This window comes from uncultured Draconibacterium sp. (assembly GCF_913060805.1).
GTDB lineage: Bacteria > Bacteroidota > Bacteroidia > Bacteroidales > Prolixibacteraceae > Draconibacterium.
This window is the reverse complement of sequence record NZ_CAJXTC010000014.1, coordinates 76547-99774: the sequence shown is the minus strand read 5'-3', so window position 1 is coordinate 99774 and position 23228 is coordinate 76547. Positions and strand designations below refer to the sequence as shown.

The following is a 23228-nucleotide window of genomic DNA, read 5'->3' as shown; positions in this document are numbered from 1 at the left end:
GAAGGATAAACGGTTTGCAAAACGTGCTGAATCCGTTAATAACTGAAAAATTAAGATGAAAACAACTGCATTTAATTCGATACACAAAAAATTGGGCGCCAAAATGGTGGAGTTCGCGGGGTACGAAATGCCTATTGAATATAGTGGCATAAAAGATGAACACATGACCGTGCGCGAAGCTGTTGGTGTTTTTGATGTATCGCACATGGGCGAATTTTGGGTAAAAGGCCCGAAAGCCCTGGATCTGGTAGCTAAAATTACATCAAACGATCCACGATTTCTTACACTTGGGCAAGCACAATACAGCTGTTTTCCGAACGGTAAAGGAGGAATTGTTGACGACCTTTTGGTTTATTACTACGAGCCCGAAAAATATATGCTGGTAGTTAATGCCGCCAATATTGAAAAAGACTGGAACTGGGTGGTGCAGCAAAATGAAGAAATTGGCGCCGAGCTGGAAAATGCTTCAGATGATATTAGCCAGTTGGCTATTCAGGGGCCAAAAGCAACCGAGATTCTCCAAAAATTGACAGATGTAAATCTTTCAGAAATAAAATTTTACACATTCGTTACCGATAAATTTGCCGGAGTTGATGAGGTGATCATTTCTGCAACTGGTTACACCGGAGCAGGTGGTTTCGAGTTATACTTCAGAAACGATGTGGCCGAGCAAATATGGAATGCCATTTTTGAGGCAGGTGCAGAAGCAGGTATCAAACCAATTGGTTTGGCTGCCCGCGATACACTTCGTTTGGAGATGGGTTATTGCCTGTACGGAAACGATATCGACGACACCACATCGCCACTGGAAGCAGGTTTAGGCTGGATTACAAAATTCAATAACGGACGTAAATTTATCGATCGCGAATTTTTAACCATGCAAAAAAACGAGGGCGTTACCCGCAGGTTGCGTGGTTTTGTGCTTACCGGAAGAGGTATTCCACGCCATGGATACGAATTGGTAAACTCCGATGGCGAAACAATTGGCGAAGTTACTTCGGGAACTATGTCGCCGGTTTTAAATAAAGGAATTGGAATGGGATATGTTGCCAAAGAATACTCGGCTTTTGGTACCGGTATTTTTGTAAAGATCCGTAACAAAGTAATTCCTGCAGAAATTGTAAAACTGCCTTTTATCTAACCAATAAAACAAATCAGAACTAACTTAGCCGTCTGTTTTTACAGGCGGCTTTTTTATTGATAGATGTTCTCAAAAAAGCAAAAATGTTCACGCAGAGATCGCTAAGTCGTCGCAAAGCACGCAAAACAGATTCTTTTAGTTTTGCGTGCTTTGTGCTTCTTCTTTTCTTTGCGTGAAACGATTTTCGTAGCCTTTCATTTCTGTCGGCGATTACAGTATATTATTAGTGTTTTTTGTTTTAAATCGATAATCATTTCAGTTCAATCATCCATCAACAATCGTTAATCGATATTCTTCACTCAATATTCAATTATCACATTTCTATTTAAATTCTTTTTAAATATTACACCCAAAAAATCATTTATTACGGAAAACGTGGTATTGTTGCTTGGAATAAGATATTTTTGTATGAAATAACAGATTGATACCGACAACGTTAACGTCATGGAGACAGTAGGAATGATATTAGTCAGCTGTTTTTGTGTTGTTAATCAGTGTTTTAAAACTCATAAAAATAAAATAAACTTGATTTTTCTCATCGGCTAAACAATCACTATTTAAGAACTTTATAGTGGTGTTTAAAAGGTAAAAAATTTAATTACTCACCTTAATTGTTGTATTATATGAAGAAGCACAATTTTTACGCAGGACCTTCAATTCTGCCCGAATTTACAAAGGAAAAAACTGCTGAGGCTGCTCTGAACTTTGCCGGAACAGGACTTTCTGTAATGGAAGTTTCGCACCGTAGTAAAGAGTTTGTTGCTGTTATGGACGAGGCAGTTGCTTTGGTAAAAGAATTACTTAAAGTGCCGGAAGGTTATTCGGTTCTTTTCTTGCAAGGTGGTGCCAGCACACAGTTTTTAATGGCTCCATATAACTTAATGGATAAAAAAGCAGCATATTTAAATACAGGTGCATGGTCGAAAAAAGCCATTAAAGAAGCTAAATTCTTAGGCGAAGTTGTTGAAGTTGCTTCATCGGCCGACACCATTTATAACTACATTCCAAAAGGTTACGAAGTACCTTCGGATGTTAGCTATTTCCATTATACATCAAATAACACTATTTACGGAACACAAATTCCTACTCCGGATGTTGACGTTCCTTTGGTAGCCGATATGTCTTCTGATATTTTCAGTCGCCCAATCGATATCTCTAAATACGATTTGATTTATGCCGGTGCACAGAAAAACCTTGGACCATCAGGAGCTACTTTGGTAATTGTGAAAGATTCAGCACTCGGAAAAGTTGAGCGCCCAATTCCAACCATGTTGGATTACACTACGCATATTAACGCAGGTTCGATGTTTAATACGCCATCAACGCTTCCTGTTTTCGCTTGTTTGCAAACCTTAATTTGGTTAAAAGAAAACGGCGGGGTAGAAGCAATGGAGCAAAAGAACATTGAAAAAGCAAAAGTGCTGTACGATGAAATCGATCGTAATAAAATGTTCCAGTGTACTGTGTTGGCAAAAGAAGATCGTTCGTTAATGAACGTAACTTTTGTGATGACTCCTGAGTATGCTGAATTTGAGAAAGAGTTTCTGGAATTCGCAACTGCAAAAGGTATGTTGGGAATAAAAGGACACCGCTCAGTTGGTGGTTTCAGGGCTTCAATTTACAATGCAATGCCTGTTGAAAGTATTCAGGCTTTGGTGGATGCCATGCAAGAGTTTGAAAAAATGAAGTAATTCAATTTATAAAACTAAAGAAAATGCAGGGCAGGCGTCCTGCATTTTTTCTACCTAAATTTTTATGAGTAATGAGAAAAGTCTTAATAGCTACAGAAAAACCGTTTGCCCCGGTTGCTGTAAAAAAAATCAGTAAAATTTTCGAAAAAGCCGGTTACGAGCTTCAGATGCTCGAAAAGTACACCGAAAAACAGGAGCTGTTAGATGCAGTTGCCGATGTTGACGCAGCCATCATTCGCAGCGACAAGTTTACAGAGGAAGTACTAAACGCCGGTAAAAAACTAAAAATTGTGGTACGTGCCGGTGCCGGTTACGACAATGTTGATCTTAACGCTGCAACAGCCAACGATATTGTTGTAATGAATACGCCCGGACAAAACTCAAATGCCGTTGCCGAATTAGCCATTGGTTTGGCAATAATGGGCTTACGCGAAATGTATTCCGGAAAACCCGGTGGCGAAATGCGCGGTCGTACCCTCGGATTGCACGGTTTTGGTTACGTTGCCCGAAACGTTTTCCGCATTGCACGTGCCATGGGAATGAAAGTAATTGTTTACACGCGCTACAGTAAAGGTGCTGCTGCTGCAATCGGATTAAAAGTTGCCAAATCGCTCGAAGATTTGTACGAAAAAAGCGATATCGTTTCCATTCACGTTCCGGCACGTGGCGAACACATTAAATCGGTAAGTGCCGGAGTGCTTTCACATTTAAAAGATGGTAGTATTCTGGTAAACACTGCCCGAAAAGAAGTCATCAACGAGCCCGACCTGGTAGCTTGTATGGAAGAAAAACCGGGTATTAAATACATGTCGGATCTTACGCCAGACTGTGAAGCTGAATTCGAGGAGAAATTCCCGGGAAGATTTTTCTTTACACCTAAAAAAGCCGGTGCACAAACTGCTGAAGCTAACCTGAATGCCGGGCTGGCTGCTGCACAACAAATTGTCGATTTTTTCGAGAATGGCGACACTACGCACCAGGTGAATAAATAACTTGTATTGCAGCACTTTGTGAACCTTTGTGTCTCCTTTGTGTAACTTTGTGGTTAAAATTAGTGCGTACGTTGTTACGTTAACTCAAAGTTGCACAATGAATTATTTCTTAAAATAAATGTCTCAAATAGAAACCTGATTTATATTTTTGGCAATCTAAAAATCTGGTTGTCTAAAAACTAAAACATTAAATAATGGCAATTATAAAACCATTTAAAGGACTTCGTCCTCAAAAAGAAATTGTTGAAGAATTGGCTTGTCTTCCATACGATGTAATGAATTCGGAAGAAGCAGCTGTAATGGCTGAAGGAAAAGAGAAGTCGTTGCTTCGTATTACAAAAGCCGAAATTGAATGCCCGGGAGTAGAAGATATTCACTCTGAAACGGTGTATAACAAAGCCGTTGAAAATTTTAAAGCTTTTCAGGAAAAAGGTTGGCTGCAGGACGATGCCGAGGCCAAATATTATATTTATGCACAAACCATGAATGGTGTTACCCAGTACGGAATTGTTGGTGCTGCTGCCTGTGCCGATTACGAAAACGGGATCATTAAAAAGCACGAACTTACCCGTCCTGAAAAAGAGGAAGACCGTATGGTTTTAACACGTTATTTGAATGCCAACATCGAGCCGGTATTTTTTGCCTACAAAGCAGTGGCTGAAATCGACGCGATTGTTGAGAATATTGTAAAAGGCAAAGCTGCCGATTACGATTTTACGGCTGAAGACGGTTTTGGTCACCATTTCTGGACCATCGACGATGCCGAAACAAATGCAAAACTGGAGCAACTTTTTGAAGAGAAAGTTCCGTTTACATACGTTGCCGACGGTCACCACCGAACTGCAGCCGCAGCACGAATCGGTGCTGAAAAAACTGGTCAGAATCCAAATCATACAGGTGATGAGGAGTACAACTATTTTATGGCTGTACATTTTCCTGATAACCAATTACAGATTATCGATTACAACCGCGTAGTAACCGACTTGAACGGTCTGTCGGAAATCGATTTCCTTGCAGAGCTTTCGAAAGGTTTCGATGTGGAAAACATGGGAACCGAAATTTTTAAACCATCAGCACTGCACGAATTCAGTCTGTACATGGCCGGAAGCTGGTATAAACTAACAGCAAAAGAAGGAACTTACGACGATTCAGATCCGATTGGAATTCTGGATGTTACCATTCTTTCTAATCAGGTGCTCGATCCGATCCTTGATATCAAAGATTTACGTACCTCAAAACGTATCGATTTTGTAGGAGGAATTCGTGGTTTGGCAGAGCTGAAACGACGTGTAGACTCGGGCGAAATGAAAGCAGCTTTTGCGCTTTACCCTGTATCGATGCAGCAATTGATAAATATTGCCGACAGCGGAAATATTATGCCACCAAAAACAACCTGGTTCGAACCCAAATTACGTTCAGGTTTGGTGATTCATAAATTAGACTAAACGTAAAAGGTCAAAGGATGTCATCTTTCAAAAAGATGACATCCTTACAGCGTGACTAAAAATATAATATCCCGGTCCGTCACCTGACGGATCGGGATTTTTTTGCTCTCAGAAGGTGTACGCGCTTAGCGTATCAAAACCGCTTAGCGCATTTTATCCCTGTAAAACATATTGATTTTTCCGTCTGTCATTCTTCAAACACCAAAAATTCCCTAACTTCAAAAGCTAAATAAATATAAACTGGTACTTCGTTAAAGATTGCTTAACCCCGTCCTTTAGGGCGGGGAATAATGTAGACAGAACCGAAAGGATTTATAAAGAATTTTGTAACTTCCAAAGTACAAAATTCTTTATAAATCCGGGCTTGTCAAACAGCATCAAAACCTCCGCCCTAAAGGACGGAGTTAGTAAAACATCTTTAACGAGTCTGAAAGAAAACAACAGCAATGGACATCGACAATATATCTCTATCCACCATCTATAAAAAGCGCAAAAACGACCGCGATATTTTCCAGGAATTAATGCCCACCAAAGTAAAAGAAGTGCTGCTGGTAGCAACGCTTTACGACTCGTATTCCATTGTTCGCGAGGGGCAGTTTAGCGATAAGATTTTTGGCGAATACCTGCAGTTAAACCTCTATGCAGCGCCGCGTTTTACCAGTGTGCACACACAGGAAGAAGCCCAATTGATACTGGAACATCGCGATTTTGATTTGATAATTGTAATGGCCGGTATGGACAAACACACGCCCGTTGAAACCGCCCGTGCCATCCGTAATTTACGTCCGAAAGCACCTTTGTTGTTGTTGGTGAATAACAATGCCGACCTGCGTTTCTTCCAAACCGAGCGCCGAAAACTCGACTTTATCGACCGCATTTTTGTGTGGAACGGTAACTCGAATGTTTTTATGGCCATGATTAAATACATCGAGGACAAAAGCAATGTGGCCCGCGATACGCAGAATGGTAGCGTTCGGATAATTTTGCTGGTGGAAGACAGTATTCAATATTATTCGCGGTACCTGCCAATGCTTTACACCACGGTAATGACCCAAACACAGTTTTTGGTGAACGAAGATGCCGCAGATGAGTTGCACAAGATTTTACGGATGCGGGCGCGGCCAAAAGTAATTTTGGCTGACAACTACGAGGAGGCGGTGAAATTTATAAACAGCTACCGACGTTACATGCTGTGTGTAATTTCCGACGTGAAATTTGAACGAAATGGTGTGGAAGACGAAGATGCCGGTATCGAGCTGCTGAAGTTTACGCAAACCACACGAAAATTTCCTATTCCCTTGCTTTTGCAATCGCACGATATCTCTAATGCACAGCGGGCAAAAGAGGTGGGAGCCGATTTCATCAATAAAAATTCGGAGAGCCTGTCGATGGATATTTTCAATTTCCTGTATCGGCGATTGGGATTCGGAAACTTTGTTTTTAAAGGCATGGACGGTTTGCCCATTGCGCAGGCAAAAAACCTGGTGGAGTTTCAGGAGAAATTCAGAGATATTCCCGAAGAATCGTTGCAATATCACGGAAGTAGAAACTCGTTTTCGACCTGGCTAATGGCGCGTGGCGAGATCAATCTTGCTGAGTTGTTGATGCCGATCCAGATGTCGGATTTTGATTCACCCGAAGAGCTGCGGCAATTCTGCCTCGATAGTTTTAAGAAAATACGTTTCGAACGCTTGCGCGGAACCATTGTAAACTTCGACCCGGAGTTTTTGTCGTCGAGCCGGTTTATAGTGCGAATGGCAAAAGGGTCGCTGGGAGGTAAGGGGAGAGGAATCGCTTTTATCTGCAATATTATCGAGAACATCGACTTCTCGAAGCTGATCCCTGAAATGAACATCCGCATTCCTTCAACGTCGATTATCGGTGCGCTGGAGTTTGATAAGTTTATCGAGACCAACAACCTGTACGACGATATTTATTCGTTTAACGATTATAACGCCATTCGGAAACATTTCCTCGAGTCGGAGTTCGACGATAAGATCAGGAAGAGGCTGATGGAATACCTGAAAAAGATAAAAAGGCCGCTGGCAGTTCGCTCGTCGGGATTGTTCGAGGATTCGTTGCTGCAACCGTTTTCGGGGGTTTATGCCACTTACCTCATCCCGAATAATAATGCCGATTTGGAGGTGCGTTACCAACACCTTGAAATGGCCATAAAACTGGTTTATTCCAGTATTTTTACCGAGTCGGCACAGGCGTATTTCGATGCGGTAAACTACAAAATCGAGGAGGAGAAAATGGCAGTGGTCATTCAGGAAGTGATTGGCCACGAGTACAACGGTAAATATTACCCCACGCTTTCGGGGGTGGCGCAGTCGTACAATTATTACCCGATTGCGTACATGGAACCCGAAGATGGTTTTTCAGTAGCTGCCGTTGGACTCGGTATGTATGTGGTTGGTGGCGAGAATGCATTCCGCTTTAGTCCGAAATATCCAACCCTTAATGCTTCGTCGTTAAAAGATCAGTTGCGCGATACGCAGAAGCAGTTTTATGCCATCGATCTTTCAAATCCTGATTTCGATTTAGCGAGCGACGGCGAAGATGCCGCGATAAAAAAATACCGCATAAAAGAAGCCGAAAAAGATGGAACGCTGGAACATTCGGCATCAACATATTTAATCGAAAATGATGATCTGATACCGGGAATACAGGGGCCCGGCCCCAAAGTGATTGATTTTGCCAATATATTAAAATACGATCATTTGCCGCTTGCCGATGTGCTGCAGTTGTTGCTAAAACTGTTTAAGGAAGCCATGGGCTCGCCGGTTGAAATTGAATATTCGTTAGATCTTGAGCCGGCAGAAAACGGCAAACCAACGCTTTATTTATTGCAGATAAAACCGCTTATCCGTACCGAGGAGCAGGTAGAAGTGGATATTGAGATGGTGGACGAGGACAAAGTGTTTATGTATGCCGAGCACGGAATGGGTAATGGCAAAATTGAAGATATTTACGATGTGGTTTATGTCGATCCGGAGAAGTTCGATAAAATGAAGACCCGCCAAATGGCGCAGGAAATCAGTAAATTAAATGATTGGTTTGAAAAAGAGGGGCGCTCGTATATTCTTATTGGTCCGGGGCGTTGGGGCTCGCGCGACCCATATACCGGAATTCCGGTGTTGTGGGCGCACATCTCGAAAGCCAAGATTATTGTTGAAATGGGCTTGCCCGATTTCCCGTTGGATGCATCGCTGGGTTCGCACTTTTTCCACAACGTTACATCAATGAATGTGGGCTATTTTTCGGTGCCGCATAATTCGCGCAATACAAAACTAAAAATGGAGGCTTTGCAAAAACAGCAGGTGCTTCGCGAAACCGAATTTATAAAACATGTGCAGTTTGATAAGCCACTCACTATTTTAATGAATGGGCGCGACCGACGTGTTTTGATTCATTGTTAATTGTTGCTTGTACGTAATCGGGAGTGTCAGACCCGCAGGAGAGTGGGCGCAAGGTCTGACTTGTCAGACCGCTAAAACCCCCGCCTGCCATATTACAATTTGTTAGCGATTGGTTTTTATTCATTTCATTAAATTTTTAAGTTCATTGATAGAGTAATTCCCTGATATTCCATTTTTACTCAACAGATAGTCCGATATTTCATCATTCTTGAAATCGTATGTCTCTTTTAATCCGTTAATTATTGTTTTTAAATATTCAGGGCTTGGTTTATTAAACTTTTGTATGTTGTCTTGAAACGTAAAAGTAAATATTGGAAATTCTCCATCCATGCCTAAGAATATAACATTCCCATACCACGAATTTTCTTTAACAATCATGCTTCCTCTCTCTGCAATTGATTTAAAATCTATTACTAGTTTTTCTTTTAGATTTATTTCCTGCTTAACTACTTCGACAAATTGCTCTTCACTTATTAAATACATTCTACCATAAGTTTTTTGCAATTTGTCAAATTGGGTTTTTATAAATGCTACGCCACCTTTTGACCATGTTTTAGATTCCTTTGCGAAATATAATTCACTATTAATTAGAATCTTCTTATTTTTTAGAGGTAATGATTTGTCCGAGCAACCAGGAGTAATACTTTTTGCTCCTTTTGGCTGACCTCCCAAAATGTAACACAGGAATCGTTCTTCTAGAAGATTTGAGCCATAACTCGCATACCAAATATGTTTCTTTTCTATTAGCATACTTAATCAAGAGTTACAGTTCCTATTATTATATAATCAAATTCATCGCTTCCTTCTTTCACTAAAGCACCACCAATATTCACAGAATAATATTGCTCCAGCGATTTGAATTTTTCGTTCTCATATCTTGTTTCAAGTTTGATTAAATCACTGGTCAGTTTCTTGCCTTTAATTGGTTTTGTTAATTTGACTAATAAGCTTTTTCCACCTCGGTCAGAAATAACTTTTCCAAAAAGATTTTCTGTCCAATCCCAAGGTTCACTTACAATTATTCGAATTGTTTTTCCTGTTAAGCTCATTGTCTTTCTTCGTTTTAAACTTACCGCTAACGGCAGTCTGTCTAAAAACTCCGTTGCGTTGCGGTTATATAGTTTTGTTTTATAAAATTCAGGTTCAAAAGTGCATTTTCGGTTTCTTCAATTAATCGTTGCTTAAAGATAGGGAAACAGCTTAAAAATGACTTTAATAGGGCAATATTCAACCAAAATAACTGGCTGGTACTTTCCAGGTATTTTTTCAACTCATTTAATCCAATACAATTTACAAGTCGTTTTAAATTATAAGCTACCATTGTAAAACCAAAGTCGGAACTGGCTCTTTGCATTCCATGCTTTGTGATTATGTAGTTAAATCCCCATTGTCGTTTTATCGTTCCAAAAGGATGTTCAACTATAGCCTGCCTGCGTTTGTATAACTTTCCGCTGCCTAATATTCGCTTTTTGTTGTTTTCAATATTTGTTGCGAACTCGCTCCGTCTGACCTGTTTCCCATTTGCTGCCGATTTTGTACATAGTGGGCGTACTTCACACTTTTTACATTTTGGAGTGGTATAGTTTCTGAACCGATAAGCTATCTGCCCATTGGGATTTTTCGCAACATGCCAATAACCTGTGGTTCTCAGTGTATTTCCTTGCGGACAAATGTAGGTGTCGGTTTCAGGATTATAGTCAAAATGTTCTACATCGTAGTTAAGGTCAGGTGCATGAGAAGCCCCTGAAAATGGAGGAATTGCAACCAGAGTATTTATATTAAGTTCATCGACAATAGCCAGTTCCCTGCCCGTATGATAACCTTTGTCGTAAAGTGCAGTAAAGTTGTTATGACGTAGAATAGTTTTTGCTCTACGCAGCATGTTTCCCATCGCCCTTTTATCGTTGGCATTGGTTATTTTATAATCAATCGGGATGTAGTTTTTAGCATCAACGGTAGTTTGTGCAGAGTAAGCTACCTCGGTAATATTATTACGGGTAATTTGATGTCGGCTATCAGGGTCAGAGGTTGATATTTGCGCCTGTCCCGATTCCTTTAGCTGCTTCTCCAGTTTTTTGTACCCGTCTTTGCGCTCGTTTTGTTTGTCTATCTCTTTATTAATCTCGTCTTTGTCGCCATCGCTCTCAGCCAATGCCTTTTCATATTCAGACAGTTTGTTTTCGATGTATTCCAGGTGGCGGTCTATCTTCTTTTGATTAAAGTTGTTTTTCTTGCTGTTCTGCGCACGGAGCTTTGTACTGTCTCCAGCAATCAGAGTACCACCAATCAGGTTAAAGTGCTTTGCAATTTTAACGGTTTCACGGAATACTTTTTTTATGGCTTTCGGGTTATCTCGTCTGAAATTAGAGATAGTATTATGGTCGGGCTGGAGGCTTTTTAGCAGCCACATTACTTCAATGTTTCGCTTGCATTCCTTTTCCAGTTTTCGGGATGAACGTAACTGGTTCAAATATCCATAAATGAATAGTTTCAATAAATCGGAAGGGTGGTACGCTGGTCTGCCATTTTCAATAAAACGGGTTTTAAATCCAAACTCCTCCAGTTCCAGGCTATCAACAAAAACATCGATTAGGCGCACCTCGTTTTCGGCATCAACAGCATCATTTAGTGAAACTGGAAAAAGGTAGATTTGGTCTCTGTTTTGTCCTTGTATAAACTTCATGCCTGAAGTTACAAAGGATTGTTTTTCAGTAGTGTTAGTATGTGTTTTAGTTTTTAACAAAATGAGGTTAGGTTTTTAGACAGTCTGACGGTCACTTGTATGTGGTCGGGCGGGATTTCGAAAAGAAATCCTGTCAGACCCGCAGGAAAGTGAGCAGAAGGTCTGACTTGTCAGACCGCTAAAACCCCCGCCTGCCATATTACAATTTGTTATAGGGTGTTTTTTATTCATTTAATATTTATTGAAATCAAATATAATTTTGCGGTCATCGAAAACTGGAATTAGGTTTTTATCCGATATTTCAAGTCGATATTTATTGCATACTTCCTTTCGTAATATCTTATCTTTCCTATTATCTGGTTTTATATCTGGAGCCATTTCAACATGAATGTATAGAGAATAATTTCGAACCATTTTGAGTTCTCCCAAATCAATGGTATCTCTTTCAATTGGAATATTTATCAGTTCAATATCGTAGTATCCTATGTATTTAATTTCTATTTCTTTTGTTTCTCCTTTAATATTAAAATCAAAATTTCCTTTAGAATCTGTTATTACTCCGTTTAATGGATATTTTTCAAGTATTGTTATTGCCTCGATTGGTTCATTTGTTTCGTAATCTAATATTTTTCCTTTAATAAAAGTTGGCTGTCCAAAAAGCGTTTGAATGCCAAATAAAATCCCCAACCCAACTAATATTATTCTAAAGTTCATTATCCTGTAGCTTTTTAAAATACCCTATAACGGTAAATTGTATGTTGTCGTAGCGGATTGCGGGTGATTGTCTGTCCGGTACGGACTAGGACAATCAGACGGGAATCCGGGCTACGCATACACACAGAAACCGCTATGCAATATACAAAATGTTGTGTGGCGTTTTTCCATTATTCATCTCCATGAACAGTTTCTCTAATCAACTTTTTCTTTTTTGAAGTGTAATAAACGTATGTTGCTTCTTTTGTCTGTTTTCCATTCTCAAAGTATTTTATCAGGAACTCTGGAGCTTTTAGTTCCGTATTGTATATTTCAAAATCTGCTATTTCTATTAATTCTCCTTGTTTGTTGAATTTCTTCCAACCAGTTGGTCTGCCAATAGAATCAACATACGAAATTACTTTGGGAATAGAATTTTTATGAAAAAAGAGTGCGCTATCCAAATATGCAATTGCTATGCTTTTTTCTACTTTAACCTTTTTTCCGATAGCCAACATTTTTAAATTACCATTAGCGTATCTATAATAGAAAAGTTCATATCCTAAACTATCAGGTATTTTTTCAAGTCTTTCTCTGTATTTATCTACTAATTCTTTTTGAGGAAGCTCTTTTGTTGGTTTTTGTTTGCTTCTCCTTAAGGTTGTTTCAATTATTAGATTATGAATATATTCTCCAAGTTCATTTTCTGTTTTTAAATTAGCGACAAGTTTACGCTCTTTTGATAAATGAACATTATTTTCAGGTTTTGAATAATAGTCAACAAATAATTCAATAGAAGCCAATGCAAGTAAAGAATCATTTTCTATCAATTGGGGATTTTCAAGTCGAAGTTTAGTTAATCCTGCCCAATAAACAACCTGATATGCCATATTTCCACCTTTTATCAGTTCTAGCGGATCAGCATCAAGGTTATACACATTATAGTCCTTATTTTCATTAAGTTTTAAAATGATTTTAAAACAATTTGAGTGTGCAATGGATATATGACTTGACTTATTATCCAAAATGTAATCCATACAGTTTAGTATAAACTCTTTTTGATTTAGTACTTTTTCATTTGAACTTAAATCAATAGTATCTGTATTAAATTTAAAATAATCTTTATTCTCAACCTGTGAATAAGTAATCTGTACAGATAAAATTAATAATAAGGCTATTCCTATTTTTTTCATTTATTTTCTATTCTCTTGAAACTGTGTCTTTTTAAATGCCACACAACGGTCACTTGTATGTGGCCGGGCGGGATTTCGAAGAGAAATCCTGTCAGACCCGCAGAAAAGTGAGCGAGTGGTCTGACTTGTCAGACCGCTGAAACCCCCGCCTGCCATATTACAATATGTTAGGCACTGTGGTTTTATTTCGCTATTTCTATTCATCTTTTTTTCTTATCTTTTCAAACTCCGCTATATACTTTTTAAAATCGATACTATCCTTTATTGGATAATCAAATTGCATCCTACACTCATTCGGTGAAAATTTTTTTGGATATAGTACCAAATATTTATTTCCAACCTCAATCCCTTCATTTGGAATTTCTCCAGACCATTCATCATACTTGCAAATGTATTTTTGTCCGTTTATTTTAACTGAGAATTCTATTTCCGCTGGCTTTCCTGTATTCGAAATTTTTGGAGCAGCTATCGGTGATTTAGGAGAAGAATAGTAAATAACCTCTCCAATGGTAAATAATCCATTTTGAAATAAATTTTCTTTTTCTGATTTCCTATTTTTTCGGTGATTCATGCCAACAATCACTGTCAAAATAATTATCGAAATTGTAAATATCCTTTCAACTTTTTTATTTCTTTTCATTTAAAATATCTCGTTACAATTTGGGTTCTCACCATTGTGCCTAACGTATGTGTTAGTTGCAGTGCAATATATACTTTATTGGTTGTCACTCGCGTAACTTGTTGTTATTATTTGTTTTATCCTCGAAAATCCGGTCTAACGGACTTTTTATTTTGTGCAGAGAACTTTTGCTTACGTGGGTGTAAATCTCTGTGGTTTTTGTCGATTCATGTCCTAATAAATTTTGTATATAACGCATATCAACTCCCTGTTCCAGTAAATGAGTGGCAAACGAATGCCGCAACATATGTGGTGTTACTCTTTTATTTAAACCAGCTATAGCAACTGCCTTATTTAGCACCTTTGAAATACTGGATGTATTGTATTTTTTCTTATCAGGGCTTTCAAACATCCAGTATTTGGGTCTGTATTCGGCCATGTAGTTCTTCAGTAAATGCGCATTGGTTTCAGAGAGTAGTGTTATCCGGTCTTTCTTACCTTTTGCGCCTCTGATAAAAATAATGTTTTTGTTAAAATCTACGTCTTCCTTTCGCAGGTTTATTATCTCACTTCGGCGCAAACCCGCTGAATAAATGGTAGCAAGTATGGTCTTATGCTTCAGGTTGGTACTTGCTTCAATAATTTGCATTATCTCCGGTTCCGACAAAACTTTGGGTAAGTCAAAGCTTTTTCTGGGGCGTTCAATATCATAATACTGTTTCGGTAAATCTAATACTTTCTCGTAATAGAATTTAATGGCATTAATCCGTTGATTCTGTTGCGAAGGAGAGATCTTCTGCTTTTTTATCAGGTGAAGAATATAAGCATCAATTTCATTTTTTGTGAGCTTATCAATGTCCTTCCCGTGAAAATAATAGATAAAATCTTTAAAATAGGCCACATAAGACTTTATGGTACTGGCACTGTAACGTTTTTGTTCAAGCTTTTCCAGGTATCCTTCGGGCAGGTTAGTGCTTGTTCGGTAGCTGTATCGTACAGGTTTCGAAGCTTCTTTCTCCGGTGGCTCATCATTCACCTTTTTCAGCGCATCATAGTTAATGTATGCATGGTTTTTAAAGGTTTCGAAGAAATAATGCAAATCGAAATCGCGCATTGGCAAATACCAGCACTTCATGGTAGCACTCCAAACAACAGGCATATTTTGTTTTAATACATCCATTAATTCACGGTTGTATGCAAATTCAATCCTTACGATATTTTGTTGCCGGTGTATGGCTAACCTTAGCGTTATTTGCGGGCGCTTGTTCAACGGGTACAGTTTTTTGGTTTTACCCTTAAAATAAACATAATTTTCGCTAAAAAGCAAACAATCAATAATGTGTGTAAGTTGTTGATTAAGAGTATTCCCGCACGCAAGAATAATAAAATCCGGCGGCCCGGAAATGTTCCCGAACACAAGAAATATAAAATCCGGCAGCCCGGAAATGTTCACGCACAGGAGAAAAGCCTTGTCCGGTGCCCCGGAAAAGTTTACGCCAAACAGAGAAATGAAATCCGGCTTGCCGGAAATGGTGACGAAAAGCAGAATTGTATTTTCCGGCCTGCCGGCAACCGCTGTGCTACTGTGACTGATAAAATCAGGCAGCCCGTAGGATTCGTCGAAAATAATCGTTGGTAAATCGGGCAAAATTTATCTGCCTTTGAAAACAAGAACCCGTTTAGCAGGTACAAAAGAACCCAACAGGTGGGAAGGTAGCTTTCGCACAGTTGCTAACAATGCAAAGAATACGAAATACAATACCTTGTAAGGACTGTAAGTTGCTGTGAAACATATTTTATATTCTTGACAGTTATTTACATATGTTTTAATTTTATTACTCAATCTAATACACATCCAATCGTAAAACATAAATCCTCGAATCATAAAAATCATCAATATTAATTTTAAACCTTAAATTTTTTACTATGAATTTTGTTAATTCTATTTCACTAACCTATTTACGCAACAGCGAGTATTTCGAACTTATTACCGACCTAAAAACCGGCATTACCGGCATTTTACCCGAATCAACAGTAACCACCGGTTTAATGACCCGATTTAATGTCGTGTACAACGAACTGGACGAAGCCACGCGTGTTGACCGCGGAAGCGTTTTAACCGAGAAAGTTCAGGCTGCCGACGAAGAACGTGGAAAAACCTGGCGTGCTATGGATTTGATGGTAGATGCGCATTTGCACAGTCCGGTACCCGAAGAAGTAGAAAGCGCTAAAATTATCCGCCGCATTTTCGATGTTTACGGCGATTTCCGTAAACGTTCATTCGACAGCGAATCGAGCGAAGCACGCAACCTTATTCAAGACATGGAAAAAACACCAAATACGGAACATGTAACCCGTATTCGGCTCAATACCTGGCTGCCTTTGTATAAAAGCCAGCAGGAAAATTTTAAATCGCTACAAAACACACGCGATACAGAAAGAGGATATAAATCAAGTGGCGATGTAAAGGCTGTTCGCGAGAAAATGAGTCCGCTATACCGCGAAATCATTGATCTGGTAAATTCGTACGTAAGAATTGGCATGGCCACACCCGAAATTGAAAACTTTATAGTTGTTATGAATCAGAAAATAAAACGTTATAACGATACGCTGGCTGCCCGCGATGGCAGAAAAGACAACAGCGCCGACGAAAATAACGTCGACACGGAATAAATAAAACTATAATGCCTGCGGGCAGATATTTGTGAGGTTAGCCGGCCTGCCCTTTGGGGTGGGCCGGTTTTTTTGTGTATACCAAGTTCCAATCTGTCGCTCTCTGCTGCCGCAAAGATGGAATGAGCCTTGAAGCTGGTTGCCGTAAATTAAGTGGATAGGTGGTTTGAAAATCCGGCTGGTCGTCCCTCTTTTTGCAAACTATGGTGTACACACAAATATTTTAGGGGTTCTGCTTTATAATCAACTTCTAATAGGCGGCGCAAGGTAGGGCTGTATTTCAAAAAACTGAAGTATTTGCGCCTTTGTCATTTTTCTCTTCTAGCCCCGAAGTGGGCGACAGGCAATAGCCCGGTGCGAGTGGCTGAGTTTACGAAGACACAAAGCGCCGGGCAAATTATCGATAAAAAATCGTTCGGCGTCTAAAATTGATTAGAATTGGTCAGCTTGTTCCGAACGAAAAAACGTTGCAGAATCATTTGAAAATGGGAATATTTAAGTTGTGTGTACACCGTAGCTTTTTGCAAAAGGGAGAAAGACGAGGGGGAGTAAAAAATATTTTTCGGTTAGACATAAATTCAAATGGGGATGTTGCCAAGAGCGCGTCCCTCTTTTTGTTCCCGTTTTAACCGCGATTAACATTCACTTAACCCTCCAACAAATCAGGCAAGCTTTTTTTTGCTTAAAAATTATTCTCTTTCCCCCTGAAAACAGGCACTTTCTACAATTTTTTCAGTCATTTTTTCATGAAAAGCACTCAAAATATTTTCCACCGTTAACGTTAACGGTAAACATTTAAAACTTATATTTGCCCACTCAAAACAAATAGTAAAGTGCTAATTACACCTGAAAAAGGTTATAGATTTTAGATGATGAAGAAATTAAATCGAACGAACGCAACTGAAACAAATAGCTACCCAACACGCATCCTTCAGTTTGGTGAAGGAAACTTTTTACGTGCTTTTACCGACTGGATCGTTGATAAAATGAATAAAGAGATCGGTTTTAATGCCGGTGTTGATGTGGTGCAGCCCTTGCCAAATGGTATGGTTAATATGCTTAACGACCAGGACGGGCTTTACCATGTTTACCTGAAAGGGATTAAAGATGGCAAACCGGTAACCGAGTTTTCGCTGGTCGACTGTATCAATAAAGGCATCAATCCATATAGCGAGTTTGATACGTACAAAGAAAGTATCCTGAATCCCGATCTTCGTTTTGTGTTTTCGAATACTACCGAAGCCGGTATCAGCTGGGAAGAAAGCGACACACTGGATATGGCTCCTCAGGCATCGTTTCCGGCAAAAGTGGCCGCCATGTTGTACATGCGCTACAAGGAATTCGATGGCGACAAATCAAAAGGTTTAATATTCTTCGCTTGCGAGCTGATCGACCGAAACGGCGATATGCTTAAGAAATTCGTATTGCAACATGCCGAAAAGTGGAACCTTGGCGACGATTTTATCAGCTGGGTGAACGAAGCTTGTTGTTTCTGCAGCACGCTGGTTGATCGTATTGTTCCCGGTTTCCCGCGCGACGAGATCAAAGATATTCAGGAGGAGTTAGGCTACGAAGATAACCTGGTTGTTGTGGGCGAATATTTCCACTTGTGGGTGATTGAAGCTCCGGAATGGGTGCAGGATGAGTTTCCTGCAGAAAAAGCCGGCCTTGAAGTGAAGTTCGTAAAAGACATGAAACGTTTCCGCGAGCAAAAAGTACAGGTGCTGAACGGTTGCCACACCGGAAGTTACGCGGTGTCGTACCTTAGCGGAATTGAAACGGTTCGCGATGCTTACGAAAACCTCGAGGTGGGTAGTTTTATGAAAGAACTGGTTTACGACGAGGTGCTTCCGGTTTTGGATGGAACAGAAAAGGAACTGAAGAAATTTGCCAACAAAATTCTGGAGCGTTTTGCCAACCCGTTTATTCGTCACCAATGGCAAAGTATTGCCTTAAATGCCATGTCGAAATGGGAAACACGTAACTTGCCTTCGTTAATTAACTTCGAACAAAAACACGGTATGTTGCCACAAAAGCTGGTGTTCTCACTGGCTGCGATGATCGCTTATTTTAAAGGCGAAGCAAATGGCGAAGCCTACAACGTTCAGGACGATGAGTGGATCGTTGACTTTTACAAAGAAGCCTGGGCTGAATGCGACGGCCGCCCGATTTCGATTTACAACCTGTGCGAAAAAGTATTGAGCCTTGATAAAGTTTGGAAACAAAACCTGAATGAAATTCCAAACCTCACGATAACCGTTAGCCACTACCTGTTCCTGATTACGCAGGTGGGCATGAAAAAAGCGGTTAAAGCGGTGCTTAGCGAAGACAACCCGCTGATGCAAATTACCATCGACAAGATGAACAAAACAGAAGAAACAGTTACAGCATAAAAAATAACATGGCAGATTTCATTAAAATCAATCCGGTTGACAACGTAGTTATTGCTCTGAAAGATTTTTCTGCAGGCGATAAATTAATTGTCGACGGACAAGAGTTGGAGATCAAAAACGATATTCCGAAAGGGCATAAAATTGCCTTGTCTGCAATTGCCGAAAACGAGGATATTATTAAATATGGTGCGCCGATTGGCCATGCTACACAAGCCATCGAAGCCGGAGAACACATTCATGTTCAGAATCTGAAAACAAATCTTTCGGGCACCATAAATTATTCCTTCGATCAGAAATTGAATGAACTGGCTGTTGCCGAACGAGAGCTCACATTCCAGGGCTACAAACGAAGCAACGGTAAAGTGGGAATCCGTAACGAACTGTGGATTGTGCCAACGGTTGGTTGTGTAAACGGTCAGGCACAGCAAATCATCGACATGTTTAAACAGGAAGTGAACCCGACCGACATTGATGGGGTGGAGGTGTTTAAACACAGTTACGGTTGCTCGCAACTGGGCGACGACCATGTGAACACGCAAAAAGCACTGGCCGATGTAATCAATCATCCGAATGCCGGTGGTGTTTTTGTGCTTGGTTTGGGCTGCGAGAATAACCAGATCGATCACCTGAAAAAATTTATTGGCGATTTTGATGAGAGCCGGGTGCGCTTTTTGGCGGCTCAGGATGTTGAAGACGAAGTGGAAACCGGACTGGAGATTTTGAAAGAAATTTACGAGGTGATGCACACCGATAAACGTGAAGCTGTTCCGGTATCGGAGCTGAATATCGGCTTAAAATGTGGTGGATCGGATGGTTTTTCAGGAATTACGGCCAACCCGCTGGTGGGTGCTTTCTCCGATTTTCTGGTGGCGCAGGGAGGAACAACAATTCTTACCGAAGTACCTGAAATGTTTGGTGCCGAAACACTGTTGATGGAGCGTGCTCAGGACAAAGTTGTGTTTGATAAAACGGTTAATCTTATCAACGATTTTAAAGATTATTACCTGCAACATAATTTGCCGGTGTACGAAAATCCGTCGCCGGGAAACAAAAAAGGGGGTATCTCAACCCTCGAAGATAAATCGCTGGGATGTACCCAAAAAGGTGGTACTGCAACAGTGGTCGACGTGTTGAAATATGCCGAGCCTTTAAAAACAAAAGGTTTGAATTTATTGTCGGCACCCGGAAATGATTTGGTGGCAGCATCGGCACTCGGATTTAGCGGTTGTCAGATGGTACTGTTTACCACAGGTCGCGGAACACCGTTTGGTAGTTTTGTGCCCACCATGAAGATTTCTACCAATTCTGATTTGTACAACAAAAAGAAAAACTGGATAGATTTTAACGCCGGTACTTTGCTCGAAGGCAAAACCATGGACGAACTTTTGGAAGACTTTGTTCAGTTTATAATAGAAGTGGCCAGCGGCAAACAATTAAACCACGAAAAAACCGGGTTTAAGGAAATTGCCATTTTTAAAACAGGAGTAACGTTATAGCTACCATAATTGAGAAGTATTATTTACGTCCCTGCAACCACTGGTTGTGGGGATTTTTTATAAAAAACGGAGCCGTCCAAAAAAGTTTATGTTTCGTCATCCTGAACTTGTTTCAGGATCTTTAAATAGTTATATCGTAGTAATAGATTCTGAAACAAGTTCAGAATGACGTTCTTTCTGACATTGTTGGACAGCTCCTTAATTTTTTATTCCATCCCAATGGGTGCCCCTTGCGGAGGCATAACTTCCCGTGCAATTTTAAATTTCTCAGGATCTTTTTCAAACTGAGTGATCCTTGACATCGCATAACCATAATGCGCTTTAGTGCTGCCGCTTGACAAAGCGTATTTCTGTGTTGAGTATATAAGCAAATCCTGCAGTTTTAACCAGGCAATGGCTTTTACTTCGGTTGATGCGGCATCGTCGGTTGCCAGTGCAGCGAGGTAAGTTAAGAAAGAATTATCCACCACTTTTTGCAATTCTCCGTAGTAGCCTTCCGATTTTTCTGCTTTCCATGTGGCTGAAATTATTTCATCCAATACCGAATTCAAACCGGGTAATTCCGCATTTCTGCTGTGGTATTCCAACATGCGTTGTGCTCTTCTGGAGTCGGTAATTTCGCTAAAAACCATATTGGCAAGTGCTTCTGCTGCACTCAGCGGGTCGAAAGTTGCTCCTGTTTTCGAATTCACATTTTCTGCCTGACTACGGTAATATCCCATCGGTTGCGGCGGGATTAATTCCAATATATTTTCTGGAATAGCGAGTGCCTCGGGAGTAAGAGTAGCGAGCAATGCATCCAACGCTTTTTGCTGTTCTTCCGCCGGAACCATTTGCGCAACGAATTGGTCGTCGCCTTTTAAAGCATAACGATAATTAAGCCCGCCCAAAACTTTTGCCGAAGCAGTTATCTGGTAGCGATGGAAGTAGTAAATTGGTACCAGAACATTTTCCAACTCGGCATAAGGAGTGCCTTCTGGAATGGTGTTTTCTCCAAAATTCTTCAATGCTATTTTTCGTATTTCCATCATGCGAAGCAGTTCGTCGTATGGATTTTCTCCGTTATCCCATTGGTGCGTGTATGGATGAACACCGCTGGATGATGTGGCATCGGATAAAAAGGAAAGACCATTTTCCATACTTTTTGAAAGGATCTTATTCAGCTCCGCTTTTTCATCGGTTCCCTCAGGAAATTGTGAGTAACCATAAGCAATGGAAACTTTGTCCCATTCTCCAATTTTATCATCGTAAGCTTCCGAGAGATCGATTTCCCCGTTTTTAATTTTAACTAACGGTTGCGGATAATCCATAACCGAAGTTCGTCCTTCGGAACTTGAGCTGTAGGCATGCGATAATCCGATAGTGTGTCCAACTTCGTGCGCCGATAACTGGCGGATGCGGGCCAATGCCATTTCTTTGGCGCGCTCCACTTCTTTTGCGTCTCCTCCGTAAGGCGATATCAATCCCTGGGCGATCATAAAATCCTGACGGATGCGCAATGAACCTAGCGACACATGTCCTTTCAGAATCTCTCCGGTGCGTGGATCCATTACCGAAGCACCATACGACCAACCGCGTGTTGAGCGGTGCACCCATTGAATAACGTTGTAACGAACATCGAGCATGTCGGCGCCTTCGGGCATTTCTTTTACAATAAAACCATTTTTAAAACCGGCAGCCTCATAAGCCTGATTCCACCAACTGGCCCCCTCAATTAGTGCCGATTTTATTGGTTCCGGTGCTCCACGGTCTACATAATAAATTATGGGCTCAACCGGTTCGCTGATGGCTGCATTCGGATCTTTCTTTTCCAGACGATGACGACGAATAAATCGTTTGGTTATCGGCTCGTCAATCGGAGTGGCATAATCCATATAACTAATGCCACCGTAGCCTGCACGCGGATCAAATTCACGTACTTTATAATTGTCATCAGGAAGTTCAATAAACGAATGATGCTGCCTGATCGTCACTGCATCAGCTGACGGAGTAACACTTCCAACCAGCCTTCCTGCGGGTTTCCCGGTGAAAGTCAGTATCGCTTCAAACTCGCAGTTTTTAGGGAAGCTTCTCAAACCATCCTGATAAATGGCTGATCTTGATTTGTCAATCTTATAAGAACCTTGCAAAGTTGTTGCAACGCGTCCACGATCCTCGAGCAGAAAATCAGTAGCGTCAACGTAATAAGTGCCGTCTTCTTCTTCTTCTTTAATAGTAAAGCCCCACAATACTGAGGTGGCAAATGCATCGTCGACAGCTTTCACCTCGTCGGCATTACTGCTCGATGCTCGGTAATCATAATTTACTTCCGTTAGTAAAAGTTTATTACCGGCTTTTACGAACTTAACAACATGTGTTCCGGTTAATTTCCCACGATCGAGACCGAGGTCGTTCGAACCCACACCCGAGGCCAGCGATGTTACATATAAAAACTCAGTGTTAAGTTGGTTGATTGCCAGTTCAATTTTTCCGTCATCTTCGTTATAGGTAAAATTGAAAAAGCCGGAGAATTCCTGAGCCGCAACTTCTGATATGCCAATCGATAGGGCAATGATTAAAATAAGTAAGTAATGTTTTTTCATTTGTAAATTCAAAAAGTAATATTATTGATGTTGAATGTAGCAATATTTTTAAAGGGAGTTTGTTTGCGTGTTAAAAATCTATTCAAAAGTTGATATTCTAGACGAAATGCTTGGCGGATGTTAAGCTTTTTAGATTAGTGTTAAAAAATATTCAACCTGTTGTCAAATACATAAGCTAATAATCCTCATCTCGTGTAGAAATTTA

At 40.3% G+C, this 23228-nt stretch carries 16 protein-coding genes; 8 read left to right on the top strand and 8 right to left on the bottom strand.

Annotation, left to right across the window (positions count from 1 at the left end):
• Positions 1 to 55: 55 nt before the first annotated feature.
• The 5 genes from gcvT (at position 56) to QZ576_RS10585 (ending at position 8691) form a co-directional block, all read left to right on the top strand.
• A complete protein-coding gene (gcvT, locus tag QZ576_RS10605) occupies positions 56 to 1141 on the top strand; it encodes a glycine cleavage system aminomethyltransferase GcvT (protein ID WP_297096887.1) in 1086 nt (361 codons plus the stop codon).
• 623 nt (positions 1142 to 1764) lie between these two features.
• Positions 1765 to 2832 carry a 3-phosphoserine/phosphohydroxythreonine transaminase gene (gene serC, locus QZ576_RS10600; RefSeq protein ID WP_297096885.1) on the top strand — a complete coding sequence of 356 codons (1068 nt, stop codon included), beginning with the start codon at positions 1765 to 1767 and terminating at the stop codon, positions 2830 to 2832.
• Between the two features lie 71 nt (positions 2833 to 2903).
• Entirely contained in the window at positions 2904 to 3824 is a 921-nt protein-coding gene (locus QZ576_RS10595) for an NAD(P)-dependent oxidoreductase (RefSeq protein WP_297096883.1), read from the top strand.
• Between the two features lie 194 nt (positions 3825 to 4018).
• Positions 4019 to 5269: a DUF1015 family protein gene (locus QZ576_RS10590; RefSeq protein ID WP_297096881.1), complete on the top strand. Its 1251-nt coding sequence runs from the start codon at positions 4019 to 4021 to the stop codon at positions 5267 to 5269.
• A 446-nt stretch (positions 5270 to 5715) separates the two neighbouring features.
• Positions 5716 to 8691, top strand: a complete 2976-nt coding sequence (locus QZ576_RS10585) for a PEP/pyruvate-binding domain-containing protein (protein ID WP_297096880.1) — start codon at positions 5716 to 5718, stop codon at positions 8689 to 8691.
• A gap of 120 nt (positions 8692 to 8811) precedes the next feature.
• Here the strand turns inward: QZ576_RS10585 and QZ576_RS10580 are convergent, their stop codons facing one another.
• From QZ576_RS10580 to xerA, 7 genes are all read right to left on the bottom strand, one after another.
• Complete coding sequence (locus QZ576_RS10580; RefSeq protein ID WP_297096878.1) at positions 8812 to 9441, bottom strand: hypothetical protein; 630 nt, start codon at positions 9439 to 9441, stop codon at positions 8812 to 8814.
• A gap of 2 nt (positions 9442 to 9443) precedes the next feature.
• On the bottom strand, positions 9444 to 9740 hold the full coding sequence (locus QZ576_RS10575; protein WP_297096876.1) for a hypothetical protein: 297 nt from the start codon (positions 9738 to 9740) through the stop codon (positions 9444 to 9446).
• A gap of 41 nt (positions 9741 to 9781) precedes the next feature.
• Positions 9782 to 11374, bottom strand: coding sequence for an IS1182 family transposase (locus QZ576_RS10570; protein ID WP_297096874.1), 1593 nt, complete (start codon positions 11372 to 11374; stop codon positions 9782 to 9784).
• Positions 11375 to 11605: 231 nt separating this feature from the next.
• Positions 11606 to 12088 carry a carboxypeptidase-like regulatory domain-containing protein gene (locus tag QZ576_RS10565; protein ID WP_297096872.1) on the bottom strand — a complete coding sequence of 161 codons (483 nt, stop codon included), beginning with the start codon at positions 12086 to 12088 and terminating at the stop codon, positions 11606 to 11608.
• Positions 12089 to 12258: 170 nt separating this feature from the next.
• Complete coding sequence (locus QZ576_RS10560; RefSeq protein ID WP_297096871.1) at positions 12259 to 13260, bottom strand: hypothetical protein; 1002 nt, start codon at positions 13258 to 13260, stop codon at positions 12259 to 12261.
• 196 nt (positions 13261 to 13456) lie between these two features.
• The gene (locus QZ576_RS10555; protein WP_297096869.1) at positions 13457 to 13900 is read right to left on the bottom strand and encodes a hypothetical protein; all 444 of its coding nucleotides are present in this window, start codon (positions 13898 to 13900) and stop codon (positions 13457 to 13459) included.
• An 85-nt stretch (positions 13901 to 13985) separates the two neighbouring features.
• Positions 13986 to 15059 carry a site-specific tyrosine recombinase/integron integrase gene (gene xerA, locus QZ576_RS10550; RefSeq protein ID WP_297096867.1) on the bottom strand — a complete coding sequence of 358 codons (1074 nt, stop codon included), beginning with the start codon at positions 15057 to 15059 and terminating at the stop codon, positions 13986 to 13988.
• 746 nt (positions 15060 to 15805) lie between these two features.
• Between xerA and QZ576_RS10545 the strand changes: the two genes are divergently transcribed.
• From QZ576_RS10545 to QZ576_RS10535, 3 genes are all read left to right on the top strand, one after another.
• Positions 15806 to 16552 (top strand): DUF6261 family protein, encoded by a 747-nt coding sequence (locus QZ576_RS10545; RefSeq protein ID WP_297096865.1) that lies wholly within the window; start codon positions 15806 to 15808, stop codon positions 16550 to 16552.
• Positions 16553 to 17424: 872 nt separating this feature from the next.
• Positions 17425 to 18945 (top strand): tagaturonate reductase, encoded by a 1521-nt coding sequence (locus QZ576_RS10540; RefSeq protein WP_297096863.1) that lies wholly within the window; start codon positions 17425 to 17427, stop codon positions 18943 to 18945.
• Positions 18946 to 18953: 8 nt separating this feature from the next.
• Positions 18954 to 20441, top strand: coding sequence for a UxaA family hydrolase (locus QZ576_RS10535; RefSeq protein WP_297096862.1), 1488 nt, complete (start codon positions 18954 to 18956; stop codon positions 20439 to 20441).
• Positions 20442 to 20647: 206 nt separating this feature from the next.
• Here the strand turns inward: QZ576_RS10535 and QZ576_RS10530 are convergent, their stop codons facing one another.
• Entirely contained in the window at positions 20648 to 23023 is a 2376-nt protein-coding gene (locus QZ576_RS10530; protein ID WP_297096860.1) for a zinc-dependent metalloprotease, read from the bottom strand.
• Positions 23024 to 23228 lie beyond the last annotated feature (205 nt).